Origin of the sequence: Anianabacter salinae, assembly GCF_019061145.1 — a bacterium.
GTDB lineage: Bacteria > Pseudomonadota > Alphaproteobacteria > Rhodobacterales > Rhodobacteraceae > Anianibacter > Anianibacter salinarum.
This window is the reverse complement of record NZ_JAHQZS010000011.1, coordinates 14,239-35,477: the sequence shown is the minus strand read 5'-3', so window position 1 is coordinate 35,477 and position 21,239 is coordinate 14,239. Positions and strand designations below refer to the sequence as shown.

17 protein-coding genes and 2 pseudogenes are annotated in these 21,239 nt (G+C 57.4%); 14 read left to right on the top strand and 5 right to left on the bottom strand.

Translation table 11 applies throughout. The features are described 5' to 3' along the window. A partial coding sequence (locus KTJ87_RS17830; protein ID WP_267140509.1) for a phage integrase N-terminal SAM-like domain-containing protein occupies positions 1–383 on the bottom strand: 383 nt, incomplete at its 3' end. A gap of 162 nt (positions 384–545) precedes the next feature. On the opposite strand from KTJ87_RS17830, the gene KTJ87_RS17825 reads away from it, so the two are divergent. Next, complete coding sequence (locus tag KTJ87_RS17825) at positions 546–1,625, top strand: IS5 family transposase (RefSeq protein ID WP_267140508.1); 1,080 nt, start codon at positions 546–548, stop codon at positions 1,623–1,625. A gap of 318 nt (positions 1,626–1,943) precedes the next feature. Here the strand turns inward: KTJ87_RS17825 and KTJ87_RS17820 are convergent, their stop codons facing one another. Then, complete coding sequence (locus tag KTJ87_RS17820; protein WP_267140507.1) at positions 1,944–3,803, bottom strand: hypothetical protein; 1,860 nt, start codon at positions 3,801–3,803, stop codon at positions 1,944–1,946. A 704-nt stretch (positions 3,804–4,507) separates the two neighbouring features. Here KTJ87_RS17820 and KTJ87_RS17815 point away from each other — a divergent pair. The 6 genes and pseudogenes from KTJ87_RS17815 to KTJ87_RS17790 form a co-directional block, all read left to right on the top strand. After that, a complete protein-coding gene (locus tag KTJ87_RS17815) occupies positions 4,508–5,494 on the top strand; it encodes a TAXI family TRAP transporter solute-binding subunit (protein WP_267140506.1) in 987 nt (328 codons plus the stop codon). A 145-nt stretch (positions 5,495–5,639) separates the two neighbouring features. Then, positions 5,640–5,942 carry a DUF1850 domain-containing protein gene (locus KTJ87_RS17810; RefSeq protein ID WP_267140505.1) on the top strand — a complete coding sequence of 101 codons (303 nt, stop codon included), beginning with the start codon at positions 5,640–5,642 and terminating at the stop codon, positions 5,940–5,942. A 22-nt stretch (positions 5,943–5,964) separates the two neighbouring features. Continuing rightward, complete coding sequence (locus tag KTJ87_RS17805; RefSeq protein ID WP_267140504.1) at positions 5,965–7,962, top strand: TRAP transporter permease; 1,998 nt, start codon at positions 5,965–5,967, stop codon at positions 7,960–7,962. 61 nt (positions 7,963–8,023) lie between these two features. Next, positions 8,024–9,754: a sensor histidine kinase gene (locus KTJ87_RS17800; RefSeq protein WP_267140503.1), complete on the top strand. Its 1,731-nt coding sequence runs from the start codon at positions 8,024–8,026 to the stop codon at positions 9,752–9,754. Continuing rightward, positions 9,751–11,076, top strand: coding sequence for a sigma-54-dependent transcriptional regulator (locus tag KTJ87_RS17795; protein ID WP_267140502.1), 1,326 nt, complete (start codon positions 9,751–9,753; stop codon positions 11,074–11,076). The genes KTJ87_RS17800 and KTJ87_RS17795 overlap by 4 nt, the downstream gene beginning before the upstream one ends. 222 nt (positions 11,077–11,298) lie before the next feature. Next, positions 11,299–11,613, top strand: a pseudogene (locus tag KTJ87_RS17790) (transposase); the annotation flags it as partial. A gap of 53 nt (positions 11,614–11,666) precedes the next feature. Here KTJ87_RS17790 and KTJ87_RS17785 read toward each other — a convergent pair. Then, complete coding sequence (locus tag KTJ87_RS17785) at positions 11,667–11,909, bottom strand: hypothetical protein (protein ID WP_267140511.1); 243 nt, start codon at positions 11,907–11,909, stop codon at positions 11,667–11,669. Between the two features lie 225 nt (positions 11,910–12,134). Here KTJ87_RS17785 and KTJ87_RS17780 point away from each other — a divergent pair, with 225 nt between their 5' ends. The 7 genes from KTJ87_RS17780 to KTJ87_RS17750 all read left to right on the top strand — a co-directional run bounded on the left by KTJ87_RS17780 (position 12,135) and on the right by KTJ87_RS17750 (position 19,382). Next, on the top strand, positions 12,135–13,058 hold the full coding sequence (locus KTJ87_RS17780) for a helix-turn-helix domain-containing protein (protein WP_267140501.1): 924 nt from the start codon (positions 12,135–12,137) through the stop codon (positions 13,056–13,058). Between the two features lie 333 nt (positions 13,059–13,391). Further along, positions 13,392–13,976, top strand: coding sequence for a Hint domain-containing protein (locus tag KTJ87_RS17775; protein WP_267140500.1), 585 nt, complete (start codon positions 13,392–13,394; stop codon positions 13,974–13,976). A gap of 1,148 nt (positions 13,977–15,124) precedes the next feature. Then, positions 15,125–16,009 (top strand): helix-turn-helix domain-containing protein, encoded by an 885-nt coding sequence (locus KTJ87_RS17770; protein ID WP_267140499.1) that lies wholly within the window; start codon positions 15,125–15,127, stop codon positions 16,007–16,009. Positions 16,010–16,088: 79 nt separating this feature from the next. Next, positions 16,089–17,243 carry a Hint domain-containing protein gene (locus KTJ87_RS17765; protein ID WP_267140498.1) on the top strand — a complete coding sequence of 385 codons (1,155 nt, stop codon included), beginning with the start codon at positions 16,089–16,091 and terminating at the stop codon, positions 17,241–17,243. 5 nt (positions 17,244–17,248) lie between these two features. Then, positions 17,249–17,671 (top strand): hypothetical protein, encoded by a 423-nt coding sequence (locus KTJ87_RS17760; protein ID WP_267140497.1) that lies wholly within the window; start codon positions 17,249–17,251, stop codon positions 17,669–17,671. Positions 17,672–17,752: 81 nt separating this feature from the next. Then, on the top strand, positions 17,753–18,112 hold the full coding sequence (locus tag KTJ87_RS17755) for an H-type lectin domain-containing protein (protein ID WP_267140496.1): 360 nt from the start codon (positions 17,753–17,755) through the stop codon (positions 18,110–18,112). Positions 18,113–18,302: 190 nt separating this feature from the next. Further along, positions 18,303–19,382, top strand: a complete 1,080-nt coding sequence (locus KTJ87_RS17750; RefSeq protein ID WP_267140495.1) for an IS5 family transposase — start codon at positions 18,303–18,305, stop codon at positions 19,380–19,382. Positions 19,383–19,507: 125 nt separating this feature from the next. Here the strand turns inward: KTJ87_RS17750 and KTJ87_RS17745 are convergent. Beyond that, positions 19,508–19,745 (bottom strand): annotated as a pseudogene (locus KTJ87_RS17745) (transposase); the annotation flags it as partial. Between the two features lie 313 nt (positions 19,746–20,058). Beyond that, the gene (locus KTJ87_RS17740; protein WP_267140494.1) at positions 20,059–21,216 is read right to left on the bottom strand and encodes a TIGR03032 family protein; all 1,158 of its coding nucleotides are present in this window, start codon (positions 21,214–21,216) and stop codon (positions 20,059–20,061) included. Between the last annotated feature and the right edge of the window lie 23 nt (positions 21,217–21,239).

Sequence of the window (21,239 nt, the reverse complement as noted above, 5' to 3'; positions counted from 1 at the left end):
AAATCTTCCGCGATCTCGCGCCGTGTCCGACCGCTGGTCAGTGCCAGCCTGACCGCTTCGCGCCGAAACTCTGGCGTCGGTCTGTTTCCGTTTCCCATTGAACACCTCCTGGTTCCTAAGTTGGTGCTCTCCACATTTCCCGGGCAAGTCCACAGTGCCACGATCCGCACGTTGAACGTCGACGGCGTGACCCCCGTGTCCGTCATGTGCAGTTGATACGCCCGCAGATCCTCCGGCGTCGCCGTGTCGGGCGATCGCCCGAGAAGGGCCGTGAAATCCTTTATTGCCCGGATGTGCGACTTCTGCGCCTTGTCGCCCATTCCACGGATGCGCATGTCTTCGATCATCCGCTGGCGCAGCGGGCTTACTCTCTCTTCTGTCATGGAAGCCTCCTGTCTGATGATTGAGAAGGTCCCAATCGTCAGTCAGGTCGGTCAGATCGCAAAACGCGCGCCGTGACGGGCAGCTGGACACCCGCAAAAACCTAGCGGGATTGTCGGTATCGTGATTCATTCGCTCCACAGGCTTGGTTGAGGAGCGGGCGCATGGATCAACGGAGTTTCTTCGGTCTGACGGAACAGCTTGAGGCTTTGTCCAGGCATGGCGATCCGCTCGAGGTGCTGGATGCGACGGTGGATTTCGAGCATTTCCGGGGCTGGCTGGTCGAGGGTCTGGGTTACGGCGACGGTTCCAAAGGCGGCCGCCCGCCGTTCGACCCCGTCTCGATGTTCAAGGCGCTGATCCTGCAGGCACAGCACAACCTTTCGGACGCGCGGATGGAATTCATGATCCGGGACCGGCTGTCCTGGATGCGGTTTCTCGGCTTTGACCTGGGCGCGCCGACGCCAGACGAGAACACGATCCGGCACTTTCGCAACCGGCTGACCGAGACCGGCACGCTGAAGCGGGTGATGAAGGCGTTCGACTGGCAACTTCACAAGAAGGGATACATCCCGATGTCCGGTCAGATCGTGGATGCCAGCCTGGTTCCGGCGCCGAAGCAGCGCAACACCGAGGGCGAGAAAGACGCAATCAAGGCGGGGAAGACGGCCAAGGAGATTTGGCCCGACGCGCCGAACAAGGCCGCCCAGAAGGACACGAATGCGCGCTGGACCCTGAAGATCGGCGGCAAGATCCGCTATCGCCCGGACGGCAAGCCCTTGCCGCAGATCGCGCTGCCTGTCTTTGGCTACAAATCCCACATCAGCATCGACCGGCGCTTCGGCTTCATCCGCGAGAGCGCAGTGACCTCCGCGGCGGCCCCGGATGGGCGCATGCTGCGGCAGCTGTTGTCCGATGAAAACACGTCGATGGAAGTCTGGGCCGACAGCGCCTATCGCTCGCAAAGCAACGAGACATGGCTGGTGAAAAACGGCTTCATCAGCAGCATCCACCGCCGCAAGCCGCACGGGAAACCGATGCCGAAGGCGACCGCCCAAGCCAACTTCAGGAAATCTTCCGTGCGCGCCCAGGTCGAGCATGTCTTCGCCCATCAGAAGAACCGCTTCGGCCTGTTCATCCGCACCATCGGCCTCGCGCGCGCTGAAGCCAAACTGACGCTCGCCAATCTCGCCTACAACTTCGATCGTCTGGTCTTCCACGAGCGGCGGGCCGCCATGGGGTGAGTCCGTCCGCAGACCTCCAATATTGGCGAAACAGGACCCCGATCATCTTGATCGGCGCTGCACGTCATTGCCCCATTCGCTGCAGAGGCCGAAGGGCGGAAATCTGGTGTGTTCTTGCGGGTGTCCAGCTCACCCCATCAGCCAAAAGCGCCAATGCCGCGGAGCGGCTTCGTCCTCGGGCCGTCCAAGACAATGGGCGAGTCTGCCTCGACCGACGCGCTGCGCCGCATCCGAAGTCGGCTTCGAGCCCTAGAGTGCATGATGCCGCGCCTTACACGAAGGTCGGCTTCTGCGAAGCTGCCGAAAAACCACCACGTGTCATTCTAAATTTCGAAGAAGACTAGCATAAAACGATACACGGTCTTGCGGTGAAGTCGCTTGATCAGCAGCACCTAGTACATCGGTCAAGACTTTTGCGCTGAAACTCTGTTCATCAGCAGACAAGGCGAGCGCCAACTTCACGTATTCGTTTGATGTGTCAGCTTGCAAATCAACCCGCCTCAGAATGTCTCGTGCCTTCTGATACTCACCCACTTCCAGAAAATGCGTGGCCATCTGGCGGTAAATGTGAGAGAGCTTACCAAGCGCTATGCTCCGAGGTGTTGGTAGATTCTGTGCATCGGGCATCAACGCCTTCATCTGCTCATCTGGCTCGTCAGGTAGGCTTTCAATGATAGGTTGCAGAGATATGATTGCCTTGTCTGCAACGTCCAGATGCCCCCCCTTCAAAGCCCCTAGTGCAATTGCCTGAATGAGTTCGAAGCGATCTTCTGGTGTCTCCGCAACGCGCAACATTTCGAACATCTCATTACCATGTCCTGCGAGAGCAAATCGGTGAAAAATGCCCCAAGGCAAGGACTTACGAGTGTCGGTGTCCTCAATGTACATGTCGAGCGCCCGTTGAAGGTACGGCAATGCCCTCTCATGCATACCTAGGTCGGCGAAACCCTGTCCGACCAGTTCGAGAGGATATCCTACCGAGTTGTTACCACTTTCATACGGCGACAGTTCTCCTGTTGGCTTTTCACGAAGCAGTATCTCTTCGGCTCGAATAGGATCGTCCGCATCGCGAGCGATATGCCCCACTATGTTATAGACAGCCTCAGAGTGAGGCTGTGATCCTTCAATCTTTGGCAAGAATGACAGCGCCTCATCAAATTGACCTTCTCTCACGAGGCGGAGGATCAACCAACCATAAGCTGTACCTGCTTTGTTAATGTCGGTAAGCTGCTCTGCAATCCCGGCTAAACGTTCGACTGAACTAGGCATGAATTTGGGGAGGTATCCCCCTTCCGAACTGGCAAGTATGTTTGCAGCGCTAAACAAAGCCACTTGGTACTGACCTGCGGAAAATTCGTATTTTTGTGACAGCTCATACGCTGTTTCAAGCCGTCCCGCCTGTGCATGATCTGAGATCAAAGCACTAATCATCTGCGTCTTGTCATAGTCACTAATGGCGTCTTCAGATAGAACCGCCTCCATCGTCGCAAAGGCACGGTCTCCCAAACCTTCAAAGCCTGACAAGAAATATTCCTTACCAACGCTTCCGATCTTGAAAGCCCTAATCTGATCCCTTTCGATAGTTTGCGCCAGTTCAACTGAACCCCTGAGTGTTGCCTCAACATCTTCTGGCCATCCAAGGAGACGCTGACGAATGGCTGTGGCCTCCATTTCGTAAACAGCTTGGGCAGGGTCGGAAATCTGCCTAGCAAGTACTGCTGCTCGTCTAAGCGTCTCTCCTGCATCTTCTGAGAAACCCTGTTCGAACTGCATCTCTGCCAGAGTCAGAAGATCGAGCGCTGAATGTCTCGCTCCTAGTCTACCCACCTCAGTGACATGGACAGCAAGATTGAATGTCCATCTTGCGTCTTCAAAGAAGCCACTTTCCGCAAGGTCTTCTGCAAAAAACCGTAGGTCTGAATAGCCAAGCGTTTCACCATGGGTTTTCAAGAGGCCAATTGCCTCTTCATGAAGTTCGCTCCAGATGAGTTGTCGAACCACACCTGCTATATAGTGTTGCTTCTCTTTCGGCTCGTAATATGCGTCTATCGCAAACACCATTTTCGAAACGATGCACTGTCTTGATATCTTGTCAGGGCAATCATTACCTTGGGCAAATGTCGAGTTTGCTAGTAGTAGGACAATTGCCATGGCCAGGATCAATCGGTTGGCGTTCACGGTTCCACCCCTAGAAAATTAACGTTCTTGTCCTGCGAAGCTTAGTCTCACATAACAACGGCCACAACAGAAAGAGGTCATCAGCGGAACCGCAGCGAACGTCCGCTCCGTCCGCCAATGCTGACCTTGGCCTGCCGGACCATGGTGCACGATCCGCGAATGGCCGGTTTGGTGAAGCCGCATCGCAGCGTCGGGTGCGGCGATGTAGGGCCGTTCTGGGCCGGTCGCGACGCCCCTTAAGTCGGGGCGGGAAGCTGCCTTGCGGCGGCGCAGCACGCAAACCTGACGATCCAGCGGAAAAGGACCGTTGTTATGCGCGTTGATTACGATGGTAGTGGGCTCGGCGCGCGGTGAGCTAGTTGTACGAACGGCTCCCGCCAGTACAATGAGCGGCTTCCGATGATGGCTGCACATGATTTGCACACTCATTGCGCCAATCATATGACACTGCGGCTGCCTTGCTTCGATCCTCCATGGGTTCTGCCGATCTCGGGGGCGCGCATGTGTCCTTCAATCAACCCGTCCCCTCTTGGCCGCCAACCCCGCAGGGCAGGCACCTTTGGCGAAATCCTGCTTTCTACGTGGCGGAGGATTGCGACGAAAGTCGCTCTGAAGACCAAATAACATTCCGCTTCTTTAAACATGTCTGCGAATTTGAACCCGTCGCGGGAGGAACGCGAGACGACAGACCATAGGAGGAATACATGTTCTACAAAGGATTTCGCGGGCCCAAGGCCCTGATAGGAGCCGCCGCCGTGATCGCGGTCGGATTTGGGACACCTTTGCTTGCACAGGACCAGCTGTCCATCGCAACTGGCGGCACCGGCGGGGTCTACTACCCCATGGGCGGCGGGCTGGCCGAGGTCATCAACACCCATGTCAAGGGCTATTCGGCCACCGCCGAAGTGACCGGCGCTTCGGTCGAGAACATGGGTCTGATTGCGACAGGCGACGCGGACCTTGCCATCGGGCTCGCAGACACCGTGGCTCAGGCTTATGGCGGCACGGGCCGCTTCGATGGGCAACAACTTTCCATGGTGAGGAGCCTCGGGTCTTTGTATGCCAACATGATCCATATCGTCGCGTTGGAAGGCAGCGGGATCACCACGCTCGACGATCTGCGTGGAAAACGCGTGTCCATCGGGGCGCCCGGTTCCGGCACGGAGGTGAACACAGCCGCGATCCTGGAAGCCAATGGTATCACCTATGATGATATCGACGAACAGCGCCTGAACTTCAACGAAACCGCCGACGCACTTGCCAATGGTGATATCGACGCGGGCTTCTGGTCAGTGGGTACGCCGACCTCGTCGATCCTGAACCTTGCAACAACCCAGAACATTACGATCATCGCGTTGAACGAAGCACAGCTCGCGGCTGCAATGGCGGCTGACGCAACCTTCGCTCTGACTACCCTGCCAGGGGGCACCTACACCGGCGTGGCCGAGGACATCACCGTGCTGGGCATTCCCAACGTACTGACCGTATCCTCGGAGATGTCAGATGATCTCGCCTATGCGATCACCAGGGCGATGTTCGAAAACATCGCCGATATGCAAGCCGTGCACCCGGCTGCGAACCAGACCACAGTCGAGTTCACGCTGGCCGCAACCCCGGTGCCGCTGCACCCGGGCGCAATTCGATACTTTGAGGAAATCGGCGCGAGCGTGCCTGACCGCCTCCGTCCGTGACGCGTTGGACAAGAGGAGGGCGATATTTCGCCCTCCTTCTCCTGTCGCCCCTAACCCGGCAGCCTTTGCCTAAACCCTTGTCGTTCTGCGCGAAACAGGCGAAGAGATTGCGCGGTTTGATGATCCAAATGGCGCCGAATGGTGCGTGTTGTGGCACCATTCCGTTCAAGGTTTCGAGGTTTCGGACTGCTATGAGAACCGTGGCGGGTACATGGTGCTGGTCTGGTCGCATTTGCCGGATCTCGCCGCCGGGCTGGACCACATCCCCGGCCGCGGACAACAGGTCAGCGACGTACAGCGCGGCTATCTTGTCCTAGGGATCGACGAACTCGTGCTGGGCAATGCCTATGTGCTGCGGCCCGGCGCGGGCACTGTCAATCACAGACTCACAATCGACGACAGGGAGGTGTCCCTGTCTGCGGCCGCCGCGCGTGAGCGAGTGCCATAGCCTTGATTGGGAAAAACGACCAATGACCACACAAGCCGATCTGCCCCCCGCCCTCAAGTTAGGCTCGATGCCACAGTCGCCAATCGTGCTGCGCGCGATCATGGTGATCGGCATCGCACTGTCGCTATTTCAGCTCTGGGCGGCGGGGGTTCAGCCGCTCGGCCTGTTCTTCCAGCGCCCGATCCATCTGGGATTCATCCTTGTCCTGTGTTTCCTGATCTATCCCGTCTTCGGACGAGACAAGCCGCGAGGCCCGCTTGGCTGGGCAATTGATGGGCCGTTGATCATGGCCGGGATCGCCGCCGGGGCCTGGGTGCCCCTGAACATCGACATCATCGCGAACCAAGTCTTTCCCCGCCAGATCGACGTCTGGATGGGTGTGCTGACCATCCTTGTCGTGCTCGAAGGCGCGCGCCGGGCGGTGGGTCTCGGCATGACGATCATCGGCGCGGCCTTTCTCGTCTATGTCTTTGCAGGCAGCCGAGGCGAGTTACCGTTCCTCGCCGACGTGATGCCCGGCATCCTGAATCACCGAGGCTATTCGCTGGAACGTGTGGCCAGTCAGATGACGCTGGGGGCCGAGGGCATCTTCGGCATCCCGCTGGGCGTCGCCGCCACCTTCGTCTTCATCTTCGTGCTCTTCGGCGCCTTCCTCGAGGTGACTGGCGCTGGCAAGTTCTTCATCGATCTTGCCTATGCCGCAACGGGCCGCCAGCGCGGCGGGCCCGCCAAGGCGGCGGTCATCGCAAGCGCGGGTATGGGGTCCATTAGCGGCAGCGCCATCGCCAATGTGGTCACCACCGGCGCCTTCACCATCCCGCTCATGAAGAAGCTCGGCTACCGACCTGCGCAGGCCGGCGGCATCGAAGCCGCGGCGAGTACGGGCGGGCAGATCATGCCACCGCTCATGGGAGCGGGCGCGTTCCTTATGTCGGAATTCACCCGCGTCCCTTATGTCGATATCGTTCTGGTCTCAATCTTTCCGGCCATTCTCTATTTCGGGGTTGTCTACCTTCTGGTCCACATCGCTGCTGTGAAGCAGGGCATGACCGGCCTTCCCGCCTCGGACTTGCCGCGCACCCGCACCGTCCTTGCCGGAGGCTGGCACTTCCTCTTACCGCTGGTGGCGCTGGTGGCTCTGCTGGTTGCGGGCTACTCGCCCATGCGGGTGGGCTTCTACGCGATCCTGTCGATCATCGCGGCGGCCTCGGCCCGTGCGCTCTGGACCTTCTTTACCGCGAGGCCGAGCATGGCGGGCTTTTTGGACCTTTGCCGCCGGGGCATCGCCCTCACGCTCGAAGCGCTGGAGCTGGGCGCGCGGAACGCCGTGGCAGTCTCCATGGCCTGCGCGGTTGCGGGTATCATCGTCGGTGCCGTGGGGCTGACCGGCCTTGGCCTGAAGTTCTCGGCAATGATGATCGCCTTCTCGGGCGGCAACCTTGTGTTGGCGCTGCTTCTCGTGCTGATAGCCTCGCTGATCCTCGGCATGGGGTTGCCGGTGACGGCTGCCTATATCGTCCTCATCATCCTCGTCGGCCCTGCCCTGACCGAAGAATTCGGCATTCCTCTTCTAATCGCGCATCTGGTGGTCTTCTGGTATTCACAAGACAGCAATGTCACGCCCCCCGTGGCGTTGGCAGGATTCGCAGGGGCCGCGATTGCCGGGTCCAAACCGATGGAAACGAGTCTCGAGGCATGGAAATACGCGAAGGGGCTGTATCTGATCCCGCTTTTCATGGTCTTCAACGAGGAGATCATCCTCGGCGGCCCTCTGCCCCTGGTCCTCTGGAGCGGAGCCATCGCGATCCTTGGTTTGGTCGCCTTCGCCGCCGTTCTAGAAGCCTTCCTGTGGCGGCCGATGCGGCTCTGGACGCGGGTTCTTTTGTTGCCGGGCATCGTCGCCCTCTTCTGGCCGGACCTCCTCGTCGAGATTGCAGGCGCGGTGCTCGTGGTGGCGCTGCTTGCCCACAACTGGGCCGAGGCGCGACGGGACCGTGGTCAGGTCGCCGTGACTTCATGACGGCCGCGCTTGTCGACATCGTGGGGACCAGGGACGCCAGCCTCAAGGTGGTCGACTGACCGTGGCGCGCTCCGTCATTCTTGCATGCCTGTCCGCGGCGATGGTCTGGTTCATCGCACAATCCCTCACGATCGAGACGGCTCGCCGGGAACTGGACCAGACCCTGCTCTTGACGACCCGCGCTGTCGCGGCGGAGATTGACCGGCTTCGCGCCCTGCCCACCGTTGCCGCCCAAGACGCCCGCGTCCGGCAGGCACTGTCCGGCAACGGGCCGTTGCAGGATGCGAACGCCTATCTCGAGGTGGTTGCAGATCATGCCGGAGCCGACGAATTGTTCCTGATCGACGCGTCAGGTGAAACGATCGCTGCGTCGAATTGGAACCAGCCTGGAAGCTTCGTGGGAGAGAACTATGCCTTTCGCCCGTATTTCCGGGACGCGCTCGCGACTGGGCGGGGCCAATTCTACGCGATCGGGGTCACCACCGGCGAGCCGGGCTACTTCCTGTCGGCGCGCGTCGATGTGGGCGGCCGTGCCGGCGTGATGGTCGTGAAGCTGGACCTGCGCCCGCTGCAACAGACATGGCGCGCCGCCGAGGCCGATGTCGCGCTGGCTGACGAACATGGCGTGGTGTTCCTCTCGGCAAGGCCGGACTGGCAGTATCGCCCGCTCGTCGCCCTGTCGCCGGAAACGCTGGAGCACCTCTTCGCCACACGGGCCTATGAGGGGGTAGGGCTTGGTGAAACGGCGGCGCTTTTGGCCAAGCCGCCAGACGGCGCCGATGCATCCGGCGATGACTGGATGGCACGTGTCGGACCGATTCCGGCGACAGGTGGCAGGGTGATCGCGGCGCGTCCGATGCGCGGGTTGCAATTGATCGCCCTGGGGTGGGCTGCGCTGGTAGCCTTGGCCACGCTCGCCTTAGCGGCAACCGTCAAGGGCATCGAGCAACGCCGCCAGATTATTGCCATGCGGCTGTCGCAATCCGAAAGGCTCGAGGCGATGGTGGTCGCGCGCACCGCCGATCTGGCCCGCGAGGTCGACGCCCGCAAGCAGGCCGAAACCGACCTGCGCTCCGCGCAAGAGGCCCTGATCCATACCGAAAAGATGGCCGCGATGGGCCGTATGTCCGCCGCCATCGTCCACGAGATAAGCCAGCCGCTGGCCGCGATGGAGGCGACCTTGTCGGCGGCTGATCTCGGCATGGGGGCGGATGACAGGAAAACCTCGGGACGGATCGCAAAAGCCCGCGACATGATCCGCCGGATGCAGCGGACCACGAAACACCTCAAGAGCTTTGCCCGCAAGGATACCGTTGACCTCCGCCTGATCGATCTGCGCGCGCCCCTGGGCTCCGCGCTCGACCTCGTGCTGCCGCGGGCAAAGGCCGTCGGTGTGTCGCCGCGGCTGGACATGCCGACGGACCCTGTGCACGTCATGGCAGGGGATGTGCGGATTGAACAGGTCGTCACGAACCTGCTGCTCAATGCGCTCGACGCGGTCTACGCTACACCGAAGCCCGAAATCAGCGTCACACTTGAAACAGTCGGAGAGACCGCAGTGATCACGGTGACCGACAATGGCGCCGGCATTCTCGACACCGACCTGCCGCGCGTGGCGGAACCCTTCTATTCAAGCAAGCAGATCGGCGAGGGTCTCGGGCTGGGGCTTGCCATCTGCAAGGTGATCCTTGCGGATTTTTCCGGGGGGCTCGAAATGTGCTCGAGCCCGCAGACCGGAACGCAAGTCACCGTATGCTTGCCGCTTGTGCCGCTCTCAGACGCACCGCAATGACCGCATGCATCGATATCGTGGACGACGATGTCGACCACCTGACGGCCCTGTCCGACCTCGTCGAGATGGCGGGTTACAAGGTGCGCGCCTTTTCGGCTGCGCAGGACATGCTGCTGGCCATGTCGCCCCCACCGGACATGGTGATCAGCGATCTGCGCATGCCGGGGACCGACGGCATCGGGCTCATCCATGCCTTGCGGGAAAAGTCACTGGCCGTGCCTGTTGTCCTGCTCACGGGGCATGGCGATGTCGCGCATGCTGTCGAGGCGATCCGCGCCGGGGCCGAGGATTTCCTCGAGAAACCCTACGAGTCCGCGCATCTTTTGTCGGTGATCCGGCGCACACTCGAGGCGCAAGCCGCACGCCGGGAGGTCGCGCGCCTTCAACGCGTACTGTGTGAACGGGACCAGGGCAGCATCCTGGGACGGTCCCGCGCGATGCGCGCCTTTCGTAAGCGCATCTCGGAACTGGCGTCAGTCGACATCGACGTTGTGATTTGTGGCGAAACCGGTACCGGCAAGGAGCTGGCTGCGCGTGCGATCCATGCCGGCAGCGCACGTGCAAGTGGCCCCTTAGTCGCGCTCAATTGCGCGGCGCTGTCCGAAGCGATGGCCGAAACCATCCTCTTTGGTAACGGCGCCGGTGTCTTCGCTCATGACGCGGCCGGGCGGGCGGGAAAATTGGAAGCGGCCAATGGTGGCACCCTGATGCTGGACGAAGTCGAGACGATGCCGCCTTCTATCCAGCCCAAGCTTCTCCGCGTCCTGCAGGAACGAACGGTAGAGCGCATCGGGGATACGGCGCCGCGCCCGCTCGATATCCGGGTGATTTCAACCACGAAATCCCGGCTCCGCGACGTCAACGGTTTCCGGCCGGATCTCTATTTCAGGTTGGCCGGCACCGAGCTTCCGACCCCGACCCTACGCGAGGCCGGAGAAGACATCCCGCTGATCTTCGCCCATTACGCCCAACTTGCCGCCCGCCGCTATGGCCGAGCCGATCCCGAGATGCCTTGGATGCTGCAACAAAAGCTCAAACGCGCCGCATGGCCGGGCAATGTCCGCGAACTGAGGGCCAGCGCCGAAGCATATGCCTTGGGGCTTTTCGATATGCCGCATACGGCCGCCACCGGGGCGAACCCGCAGACACTGGCGGAGCGCGTCGCTGATTTCCAAGCCCGCGAGATCGCGGCCGCGCTGGATGTCCATCAAGGCAACACACTGCGTACCTCGGAAACGCTGGGAATCCCGCGCCGCACGCTCAACGACAAGATGCGTCGCTATGGTTTGACTGCGGACAACGATCCGGAAGGTGAGGATTGACCCGCACGTTGCGCACCCGTGTCACAATCCCCTGATCGTGAACATCGCCCGGTCTGTCCAAGGTTTCATGTTGTACTTCTGCCATCATCTCCAACGACGACAATCTGACCTTCGGCGCGATCATCAGTGTCTATACCGCTTCAGAGGAAGCGACTACGGCCCTCACGGATCACGGCATCGAAGAACTCCGAGACATGCTCAGGGCCGCACGCATCACTCCCGAAGCTGGTGATCAGTGACGCACATGAAGGGATCAAGGCCGCCACGGCCCGCGTGCTGTCCACGACCTGGCAGTGATGCCGTGTCCACTTCCAGCGCAATGCCCTTGCCCACGCCGACAAGAACAGCCGCAGGGTGGTCTCGGCCTTCATCACCACCGCCTTCGCACAGCCCGACCATGCGGCGACCAAGGCGCAGTAGCGTCTTGCGGCGGATCAGATGCGCGGAAAGCTCCCGAAGTTGGCCACGCTCGTGGATACCGCCAAAGAGGACGTACTGTCCGACATGACCTTTCCTCAGCAACACCGCACGAGGCTGCGGGTGCCTAAATGCTCGGGATCGGCCAGCGCGGTGTGGGCCGAAACCGCCTGTCACCTCTCGCCTTCGGCCTTTTGCTTTAGTTTGTGGATTTCCTGCTGCCAGCGTTCAGGCTTGTGGCTTTCGAAGCGCGCCAGCGCATTGTGCCACTCCAAGCGGGCTTCGTCCTGCCGTGCAGTGGCGGCGAGCGCGTCCCCAAGCGCTTCAAAGGCGTAGCCGTGCAACTGGACCCGGTCCGGACCGAGATATTTTGCAAAGCGTTCGAAGTCCGCCAGAGCGCTTTCGGCCTCATCCACCCCATTTGCGCCAGCGAACGCGTCAAAATGGCCATTTTTCTTATATCTATCGACTCACATTTTCTATTCACTTGACCAACACCGGGAATGGACGTCGGTTCCGCCCGGCGAAACGCGAGACTTGAGCGTTCCGTAAAGTAAGGTAATTGTGTGATAATTCGGGAGAATCTCTGAAAGCTGCGGGTGGGGACCCTAGCTATCGACTTAGAACAGAATGGAGGCGTCATGCCGTCCTCAATTCCCCAAAGGGGAATTCTCATCGAGATTGACAACCTTGAAGAAGAATCCTCCAATAAAGATTATATTTCAAGAGCGATCATGATCTTGATGGCTCTTGGAAAGCAGGGCCCGTCAACACTCAGTGAGCTTGACAAGGTACTAGACATACCTCGCGTATCGATTTGGCGGGCCTTGCAGAATTTATCCAGGGCTGGATGGGTCAGGATGTCTGTAAGAAGGCACGCTTATGAGCTTTCCGTTTCATTCTCGCAATTTGTTCGTGAGGCGCAGTTCGCTTTAGATGAGACGGTTGAGGTTGATGCGTTCTGCAGCCGGGGAGAAGGGTCGAAATATTTCTCAATGGCAGGCATCCTTCACGGGAGTTGCCAGTTCACCGCAATCGAGCCGAACTCGATAGAAATTGATGTCCACGGCAGCGCCTCGCCAGTCTTTGATCCGCCCGTTCGGGTCGCCCTACTCGCCTGCACGTTGGAGGAAAGGCATCGGCATATCGCTCTGTTTCTCAAGTCAAATCGCTGCTCTGCAGAAGAGCGAGATGCGATTGAGGATGGGGAATTTTGGAAAGCTTTGCAGAAAGATGCATGCCAGGGCATCTTGTTTCATGTGGACAGGCAATCATTTTCCGTACCCGTTCGCTACAATACAGGAGCAGCCGGGTCTTTCACGTTTTCTATTTTCAAAAGAACTCAAGCGGGAATTGAGCAGTTCACCGCCTTTGCTCGATTAATCGGCTCTATGGCAGCTTGCGAGTCCTATGCGGCCGGTCACTCCTATAGCGGACACAGGTTCGACGCGTTGAAAGCATCTGACGCAATAGATCTTGAAACTCGCCTAGTCTCTGCATCGTGTTGCTCGAAGGAACCGCGCGCAGCGCGCTGGCTGAAGCTCTATGAGAAACACCACAGGTAGCTGCTCCGCCTCCCGACAGTCATCCAGCTGAAACGTAGGCTGGCGGGCAGCGCTCGACCGCCCGAAGGTAGCGTTTTCCAGCTTCGCACCGATTTCAACCACCGGTACAGCCTGCTTTCGCGGCGGGTCGGCAAGAGGCATGATGCAGCAGCAATAGCGGGCGCCAATTCCGTGGGCTGCCCATCACTTGTACGAGAATCTGAACAGGCGGCTTGAACCAACTCAATGCGGAGTAACAGACGCTAGAAACATTGTTAAAAATATTGAGGCCAAAGCTCGATCTATAGAGATTCCCTTCTGACCAGTATGCAGCGTTTTGTAAGGCACCAAATCATGACTGGATTGGACTCAAGAAGCAATATTTTGACTGCAACTGGCTTAGTTTCAGCGGACAGGCTGCAAATTGGTGACTTGATACTGACAGAGGACAATGATCTTCAGCCACTGCGCTGGATAACAAAGAGACAGTATCCAGGCATTGGTATCAAGTCACCTGTTGAAATATCAAAGGGCACACTAGGAAGCACGGATAGGTTGCGCCTCTCAAGTAGTCATCGAATCTTAATTTCCGGCTGGCAAGCCGAGCTCACATTTGGCGAGGCTGAAGTTTTAGTACCTATTGGCGCGCTTTGCAACCGAGGCAACTCCATTCGCGGGATCGATGTCAATCTTAAGTATGTTAGCTTGCTATTCGATGACCACCAATTAATCCGTGCCAATGGTGTTGTTTGTGAGAGCTTCCACTTGGGCGACACAACCTGGACTTCCCTAACGCCTGATGAAAGACGAACGATCCAGACTATGTTTCCACATGTAAGTGAAGTCATGCCTCTTTCATACGGGAGTGCTGCACGGCCAGCACTGAGCTTTGCAGAAACGTTGTCGATGATTGAACTATTGAACGGAATGATTGCATGACTCAAGAAATATTTGGTGCGCTCCCTTACAGTGCGGACAATGCCTGCCATCCTTTCGAGCAGAAAGTTGATCTAGCAGATTCATGTTTCGACGGCGTCAGCATGATTGAGAGAATTGCTACCTACCTATTCGCCTGTGACCACCCAGGAAGAGCTGCGCTGTTGGTCTAGTTGAGTGAAACTAGCCTGGTTCAAAATAATGGAGGACTCTTGAGATGACGTTTAATATGAAAGTTCCAATGAAGGCCCTGATTGCGACTTCATGTATCCTACTCGCAAATGAATCCAACGCGAAGATTGTGACAATGAGCTGCTATCGCGGCCCACTAGCCACGGTTGCGTGGGATCGTGCGAACCCTGAATTTATTGAATCCCTGGTTGCAATTGGATATTCCTACGAAAGTGCCCTCGCGATCGCAACCCGCATATGCGTGGATCAAGGTCTTGTCGGCAATCCAAGTCAAATGCGCACAGAGTTATTGCGCATTCTTGCTACTACACCGATTGAAGTTTCAGTAGACTAGAATGGCGAACCGAAACTGATATTTCTAATTCCTCGAGTACCGTGCGGAGCCGAGCTAGCTCTGTTCCGCCATCTGCACGGTAGCGTCAGAACGTATCTCTGCAATCAACTCCCAGTTCCGACCGCCTTTGAGCGTCGGCGAGCACGCGGTAACGTTTGAGTTTGTGGATGCGGCGCAGACTTCCTAGCCTTTCCCGGCTCGATGCTGGACTTGCGTCAGCTACGCGGCGCAACTAGGCGGTTAGCTTCCGGGTGGCGCTCAGCTCGCGGGGGGCGACCTCCAACCGTCGTGCAAGGACATGCTGTTGTGGACCTCGCCTTGACACCCGGCCAGGCTGAGATCTGTTTGGGCGTCGGGCAGTGAGGCGACCTCGAACTAGCCGCACGCCGGACCTGATACGGGCGGCAACCGCCAATCGGGCGTAAGCCAAAAAATCACAATGATAGCCAGCTTGACGCCCGTCCTCGCATGACACGTCTGTCCAAACGGTGGCTATCGCATTCCTTCAAACGGAATGGGCCGCTGGCCCGACACGCTCAATGATGCGATACCTCATTCTAGGGGAGGCCCTGAAAAACATAGAAAAAAATGATCTTTCCGGGGTGCGAGTGTGAGAAACCAACCAATGGAATCCGTCGAAGATGACGGCAATAGAGGCACGCTACTGCCTAGAACATTGTCCTTGATCGAGGCTCTAGCGGTACATGGACCCACAAGCCTGTCCGACCTTTGTGATATTGTTGGATATCCACGTGTATCAGTGTGGAGGGCGCTAAGGGTCCTCATCAAAGCTAAGTGGGTAAGAAACTCGGAAGGACCATACCTGTACGAACTTTCGGCCCCGCTCTCAACCATCATGAAATCAGCGCATTTCGCCTACCTAGAAACAATTGAGATTGACTCGATAGTCAGGTGGATGAAGCCAAAGGGTATAGCTGTGCGTGCTGGACTGATCCATGGGAGTGCAGTTTACACTGTGATTGAGCCGGTTGGCTACGTTTCTGATGACGCAAATGAACAAAATTCAATACATTCGAATGGAACACGTGCCGCAATTTTAAGCTCAACGCGAGAAGAAGCAACTCGGTTTCTTGATCTCTATATTCGATCCGAAGATTGTAGCGACGAGGACCGGAACTTGATCATGAGTAACGCCTACTTTCCCAGTATGTTGAACGACGCGCCTAGGGGTGTTTTCAGTCATAGTGAGGGGGATGTCTCGTACATACCCACGCGCTTTAACGGTGGAAGCCCAGGCGCAATCGAACTCGTTGCAACTGGGCGTGGTTCGGCGAAGAAGCAGTCTATTCAAAACTTAGCTACGGTAGTGCGGGAGGTTGAGAAAATAATGGAGTCATACTCGGAAGACGAGCAACAATTTCCAACAAAGGGCTTCATAGACCTCCCGAAGAAACTTAGTGGCAACATGGCTGGAAGGGCGAAGCACCTTCTTGCTCCTGGCGCCGAACATTGGATTCGCGTGATCAAAATGGCGTTTCCAATTAAATAGAGAGTTCAACTTATTCTTCACGTGTTGAAGATTGCCCGCAGAAACTCAGAGTCAGTAAGCTGGTAAAAGGAGGGTTGCAATGCTGGTCTTATCGCAAAGTCAACAGATCCACGATACCGCAACATTGCAGATTACTCTGGAAGGTCAGATTCTCGCAGACGGTAGACCGGTCAGAGGCTCAATGAATGCGCTCATGTTTGACCAGAATACCGATTTTGTCCCATCTGGCATCCAATACCAAGTCCAATCTTCTGAGCGGCTCTCGATTGACGTTCACTTCGATTTGTCTGATGGCGGTCGCTTCATAACCAGAGAAGTCTTGCAATTTAGGGGAACTCTGTATCGCGCTGGCTTGGTACTTCACCGCGTGGGGAAGACGCTTGCTCATAATCCAGTGTCGGGGTTCTGGCACCGATTAGATTGGATAGGCAATTTGGAATTGGGTCTCCTAGGTGCTTCGATCTCCAACGGTTGGGACTTGTACTTTGATACCCCTGCCCCTTCTGACCAGGGGACGGCGGTGGGGGGAGATTTATTGGTCAGTGAGGATATCGATGACGTCCGGATCGGGCGGCGCTTCTCCGACTTTCTGTTTCATCCACTTCCGAATGAAGCAGAACGTAGTGATCAGCATTCTTGGGCAGACCGCATCCCAGCGAACCAACGTACAACGGGCGTGTCCGCTGAAACCATCGTGGTAACGCCACATGGCGCGACACCGATCTCTGATCTTCGTTGCGGAGACAGTGTAATGACCTCGACCCATGGTTTCTTAGTAGTTCAGGAAACTGAGATGGTTTCAGTCCATGCCAGCCTTCGCAATAACTTTGTTGGCTTCACAGACGAATCCTCAATTGGGCACAAGAACCTGATGTCTCCCTTCCAACCAGTACTATTGTACACACGACAGGATTCCACTGGTCAAACAAGTAGGAATGGGTGCGAATCAGTAGTTGTTGAGGCCCGCTACCTTCATAATAATATGGGCGTCTCCATAATACCCGGAAGAAGTAATGAGCTTATAAAGCTGAAGTTGGAAACACATGCTGCGATATGGGGCAATGGTGTGAACTTCGTCTGCGAAGGCGTGGAGAGACATAATTCGGATAGTCCCCTTTCGACCCTTTCGCACGAGGACTCGGTCTACTGGTGCAATCTCATGTTGACGATGCATTCCAATTGCAAGTTTCGAAATTTTCTACCGTGGCTAAACAACGTCGAGGGCGAATTGTGACCATTATGAGAAAGCTCTGGTGGAGTGAAAGTATTTCAAGGGTTTCACACCTAAATAGTGAGGACCTTAGTCATTGCTTGCTTCAATCAAGCCAGGTTGTCGTTCGCCCAACGCGAGACAAGCAAGTTTTAGCTGGCAGCGTGAAGTACGACTACAGGCAGATATGTAAGAGCAAACCGAGCAGTATTCATGTTGGATTTAACTTGACCGTTGTGTTTGTCGAGAAATTTGTTGACGTTCCAGCGATTGCCGTCTCGGTTTTCTTGAGGAACGGAATGGTTCGGGATGCTGACTTCATTATTAAGGCAGTTGAAAATGTATCTAATCGGGATTTCAGCGTCAAGGCTGAGATAAAGATCAATTGGGCGGATCAACCCATCCGCGTTAGCTGGTTGGCAATTGGTTTGGGTGAAATAATTGAGCTTTGAAAATTGGGACTGGTAAGATCCATTCAATTGCCTCTCACTTTTTAAGATTTCCACGCAAAAGAGCGAGGTAGAACGCAGTCGATGGATATTTTGGCGTCACACAAGAAATTCCAACAGACTTATGTCGACGTGGGTACTCACAGAGTGTTGTATGCCATCGATGAGATGTTCAATCACGTTGATGAAAAGGGGCCCATGTGGAGCAAAAATGGTGACCGTAGTGTTGTGCTATACTTTGAGTTTAGCCATCATTTCGGCCAGCCCCCTCTCGTATCTCTTGGAGTATGCGGCTTGGACAGCGACAAGTCTGCGAATTTGAGATTTTCGTTGCGAGCGAACGACATAACCGTTGATGGCTTTGTCGCTGAATTTCTAACTTGGGGCGATACACGAATTGCCCGCGCCAGCATTTATTGGCAAGCTTTGGGGCTTGCGGCTTGAACAAATTTTTTTGTATTGGAAAGTACTAAATCGTTTTCCGATCAATCTGCGTCCGATCTCCTGGTGGCGAAGTAATTTCGCGCATTCTTGCTGCGTGAAGCAGTTGACGAGCTGGACACCCGCAAAAACCTAGCGGGATTGTCGGTATCGTGATTCATTCGCTCCACAGGCTTGGTTGAGGAGCGGGCGCATGGATCAACGGAGTTTCTTCGGTCTGACGGAACAGGTTGAGGCTTTGTCCAGGCATGGCGATCCGCTCGAGGTGCTGGATGCGACGGTGGATTTCGAGCATTTCCGGGGCTGGCTGGTCGAGGGTCTGGGTTACGGCGACGGTTCCAAAGGCGGCCGCCCGCCGTTCGACCCCGTCTCGATGTTCAAGGCGCTGATCCTGCAGGCACAGCACAACCTTTCGGACGCGCGGATGGAATTCATGATCCGGGACCGGCTGTCCTGGATGCGGTTTCTCGGCTTTGACCTGGGCGCGCCGACGCCAGACGAGAACACGATCCGGCACTTTCGCAACCGGCTGACCGAGACCGGCACGCTGAAGCGGGTGATGAAGGCGTTCGACTGGCAACTTCACAAGAAGGGATACATCCCGATGTCCGGTCAGATCGTGGATGCCAGCCTGGTTCCGGCGCCGAAGCAGCGCAACACCGAGGGCGAGAAAGACGCAATCAAGGCGGGGAAGACGGCCAAGGAGATTTGGCCCGACGCGCCGAACAAGGCCGCCCAGAAGGACACGAATGCGCGCTGGACCCTGAAGATCGGCGGCAAGATCCGCTATCGCCCGGACGGCAAGCCCTTGCCGCAGATCGCGCTGCCTGTCTTTGGCTACAAATCCCACATCAGCATCGACCGGCGCTTCGGCTTCATCCGCGAGAGCGCAGTGACCTCCGCGGCGGCCCCGGATGGGCGCATGCTGCGGCAGCTGTTGTCCGATGAAAACACGTCGATGGAAGTCTGGGCCGACAGCGCCTATCGCTCGCAAAGCAACGAGACATGGCTGGTGAAAAACGGCTTCATCAGCAGCATCCACCGCCGCAAGCCGCACGGGAAACCGATGCCGAAGGCGACCGCCCAAGCCAACTTCAGGAAATCTTCCGTGCGCGCCCAGGTCGAGCATGTCTTCGCCCATCAGAAGAACCGCTTCGGCCTGTTCATCCGCACCATCGGCCTCGCGCGCGCTGAAGCCAAACTGACGCTCGCCAATCTCGCCTACAACTTCGATCGTCTGGTCTTCCACGAGCGGCGGGCCGCCATGGGGTGAGTCCGTCCGCAGACCTCCAATATTGGCGAAACAGGACCCCGATCATCTTGATCGGCGCTGCACGTCATTGCCCCATTCGCTGCAGAGGCCGAAGGGCGGAAATCTGGTGTGTTCTTGCGGGTGTCCAGCTCGCCGATGGTGGCCCACAGCGCCGCGACTGTCCGGACGGCTGCCTTTCTGAGCAGCGCCTTCAGCCTGGCGGAAGCCACTTCTATCGGGTTGAAGTCGGGACTGTAGGGCAGACGGAACATCAGCCGCGCGCCCGCCGCCTCGATTATTTCCTGCACCGAAGGCCGTTTTGTGGCTCGAGAGGTTGTCCATTTGGACCACCTCGCCGTGGCGCAGCGTCGGGACGAGCACATAGCGGAGGTAGGCCTCGAGTCAGTCGCCGTTGATAGGCCTCTATCTGATGCGGCTGCACTTCCCCAACGCATGGCGCCCCTCAAACCAGGCGGTTGTTGCGGGTGTCCAGGTGACGAAATCGCGGGAGATTGTCAGCCTGTCGCCCTGATCGAAGCCGGAGATATCCGCCTTCGGGCTGTCCAGAATGCCGCGAGCAAAGCTCGGGCGCATCACGGCAAGACCCGTCGGCACGCAACGTGTGCCTAGGGCAACGACACCACACCTCTACAATCACGAAGCTGTATAGGTGACGATGGTAGCGTCCGCAGAAGGCTCAGCCCGCCGCTAGCGTCGCCGCCATTCTCACCGCCGTTCTCGGTTCACGTGAGCGGAGGCGAAGAGAAGACTGTTGGGTATCAATTCGTACAGTGTGATGAATCTCATTGGTCTTGAAGCCGATCGCCGAGGGTCGCACAATTCCCGGCAACGCAACCACATCGTAAATTTCTCGAACGATGCCCTCGAAGTCGATCCGATGCTCGATGTCACCGGTGTTCAAGTTTACTACGCAGATCGAGCAACTAGGGGAGACTCCTTCACGCTCTAAGCGTTCCGCAAGCGGCAGTCCGTCGAACGTTCGCTGACCTCCACGCGGATGCGAGATCCCGATGATTGCCCAATGCTTGTGAAAGCTCATTCCGCGCGCAAAACCAGGGAGAAAGCAGGTGGCCTCGAAGCGTCCAGTTTCCCCGTCGACGTATCCCAACTCTCCTCTCCCGGATTGAAGGACCCATAGTTTGCCCAGATGCAGACGTGGCGAGTGCGGCATCGATAGACCGTCGGAGGCGACTTCGCCTGTTGGAATGTCTAGAACCACGCCACCATTTACACGATGCTGGCGCCAGCCATCATGAATATTGGTTCTCGACACAGAAGTTGCATAGGCTGGAACTCCGTCGCGCATGGCCAAGCCGTTCAGATGACAGCGATCCTCGGCCGCCAGGCGATCAATAAAGGGGGGAGTCCAGATCGGCTTGAAACTCGCCGTCACCGACAGCATGGCGAGACAATTGAACCGCGTCGCAACAAACACTGGACCTTCGGGGCCCAGCTGTATGTCATGCAAGTCAATGTCGCCGGTTGTCCAACCCGTCACCGGCACATAACGAGCATCGTATCCATCAACTGGCTCTTCGGGATTGAGAAATTGCTCGAAGCGCCAAACCTGAAACAAGGAAGCCAGCCAGAAACCGCTATCGGATCTGGCAAGTCCCATGCAGCGCGAAAAGTTGCGCTCGAACACGGAAAGCCTCCCATCCGGCTTGATCCCAAGAAGGAACAGTTTGCCCAGCTCATAGGTCGAGAGGGCAAGGGACAACTTTTCCTCCGCCATCCAGTTTGTTGCGTGACGGCTCGTGTGGATGACGTAGCCCTGTTGCTCCTCTGATCCGGTTGGTGCTTTCATCGAGCGATTGCACGATGCGACCGCCACAGCGCGGCACCCCTCTCAGCCTG

Excerpts from the sequence above, each read along its gene's own strand:
- KTJ87_RS17825 (WP_267140508.1), top strand. The coding sequence starts at position 546 with ATGGATCAACGGAGTTTCTTCGGTCTGACGGAACAGCTTGAGGCTTTG.
- KTJ87_RS17815 (WP_267140506.1), top strand. The coding sequence starts at position 4,508 with ATGTTCTACAAAGGATTTCGCGGGCCCAAGGCCCTGATAGGAGCCGCC.
- KTJ87_RS17805 (WP_267140504.1), top strand. The coding sequence starts at position 5,965 with ATGACCACACAAGCCGATCTGCCCCCCGCCCTCAAGTTAGGCTCGATG.
- KTJ87_RS17795 (WP_267140502.1), top strand. The coding sequence starts at position 9,751 with ATGACCGCATGCATCGATATCGTGGACGACGATGTCGACCACCTGACG.
- KTJ87_RS17780 (WP_267140501.1), top strand. The coding sequence starts at position 12,135 with ATGCCGTCCTCAATTCCCCAAAGGGGAATTCTCATCGAGATTGACAAC.
- KTJ87_RS17775 (WP_267140500.1), top strand. The coding sequence starts at position 13,392 with ATGACTGGATTGGACTCAAGAAGCAATATTTTGACTGCAACTGGCTTA.
- KTJ87_RS17770 (WP_267140499.1), top strand. The coding sequence starts at position 15,125 with ATGGAATCCGTCGAAGATGACGGCAATAGAGGCACGCTACTGCCTAGA.
- KTJ87_RS17765 (WP_267140498.1), top strand. The coding sequence starts at position 16,089 with ATGCTGGTCTTATCGCAAAGTCAACAGATCCACGATACCGCAACATTG.
- KTJ87_RS17760 (WP_267140497.1), top strand. The coding sequence starts at position 17,249 with ATGAGAAAGCTCTGGTGGAGTGAAAGTATTTCAAGGGTTTCACACCTA.
- KTJ87_RS17755 (WP_267140496.1), top strand. The coding sequence starts at position 17,753 with ATGGATATTTTGGCGTCACACAAGAAATTCCAACAGACTTATGTCGAC.
- KTJ87_RS17750 (WP_267140495.1), top strand. The coding sequence starts at position 18,303 with ATGGATCAACGGAGTTTCTTCGGTCTGACGGAACAGGTTGAGGCTTTG.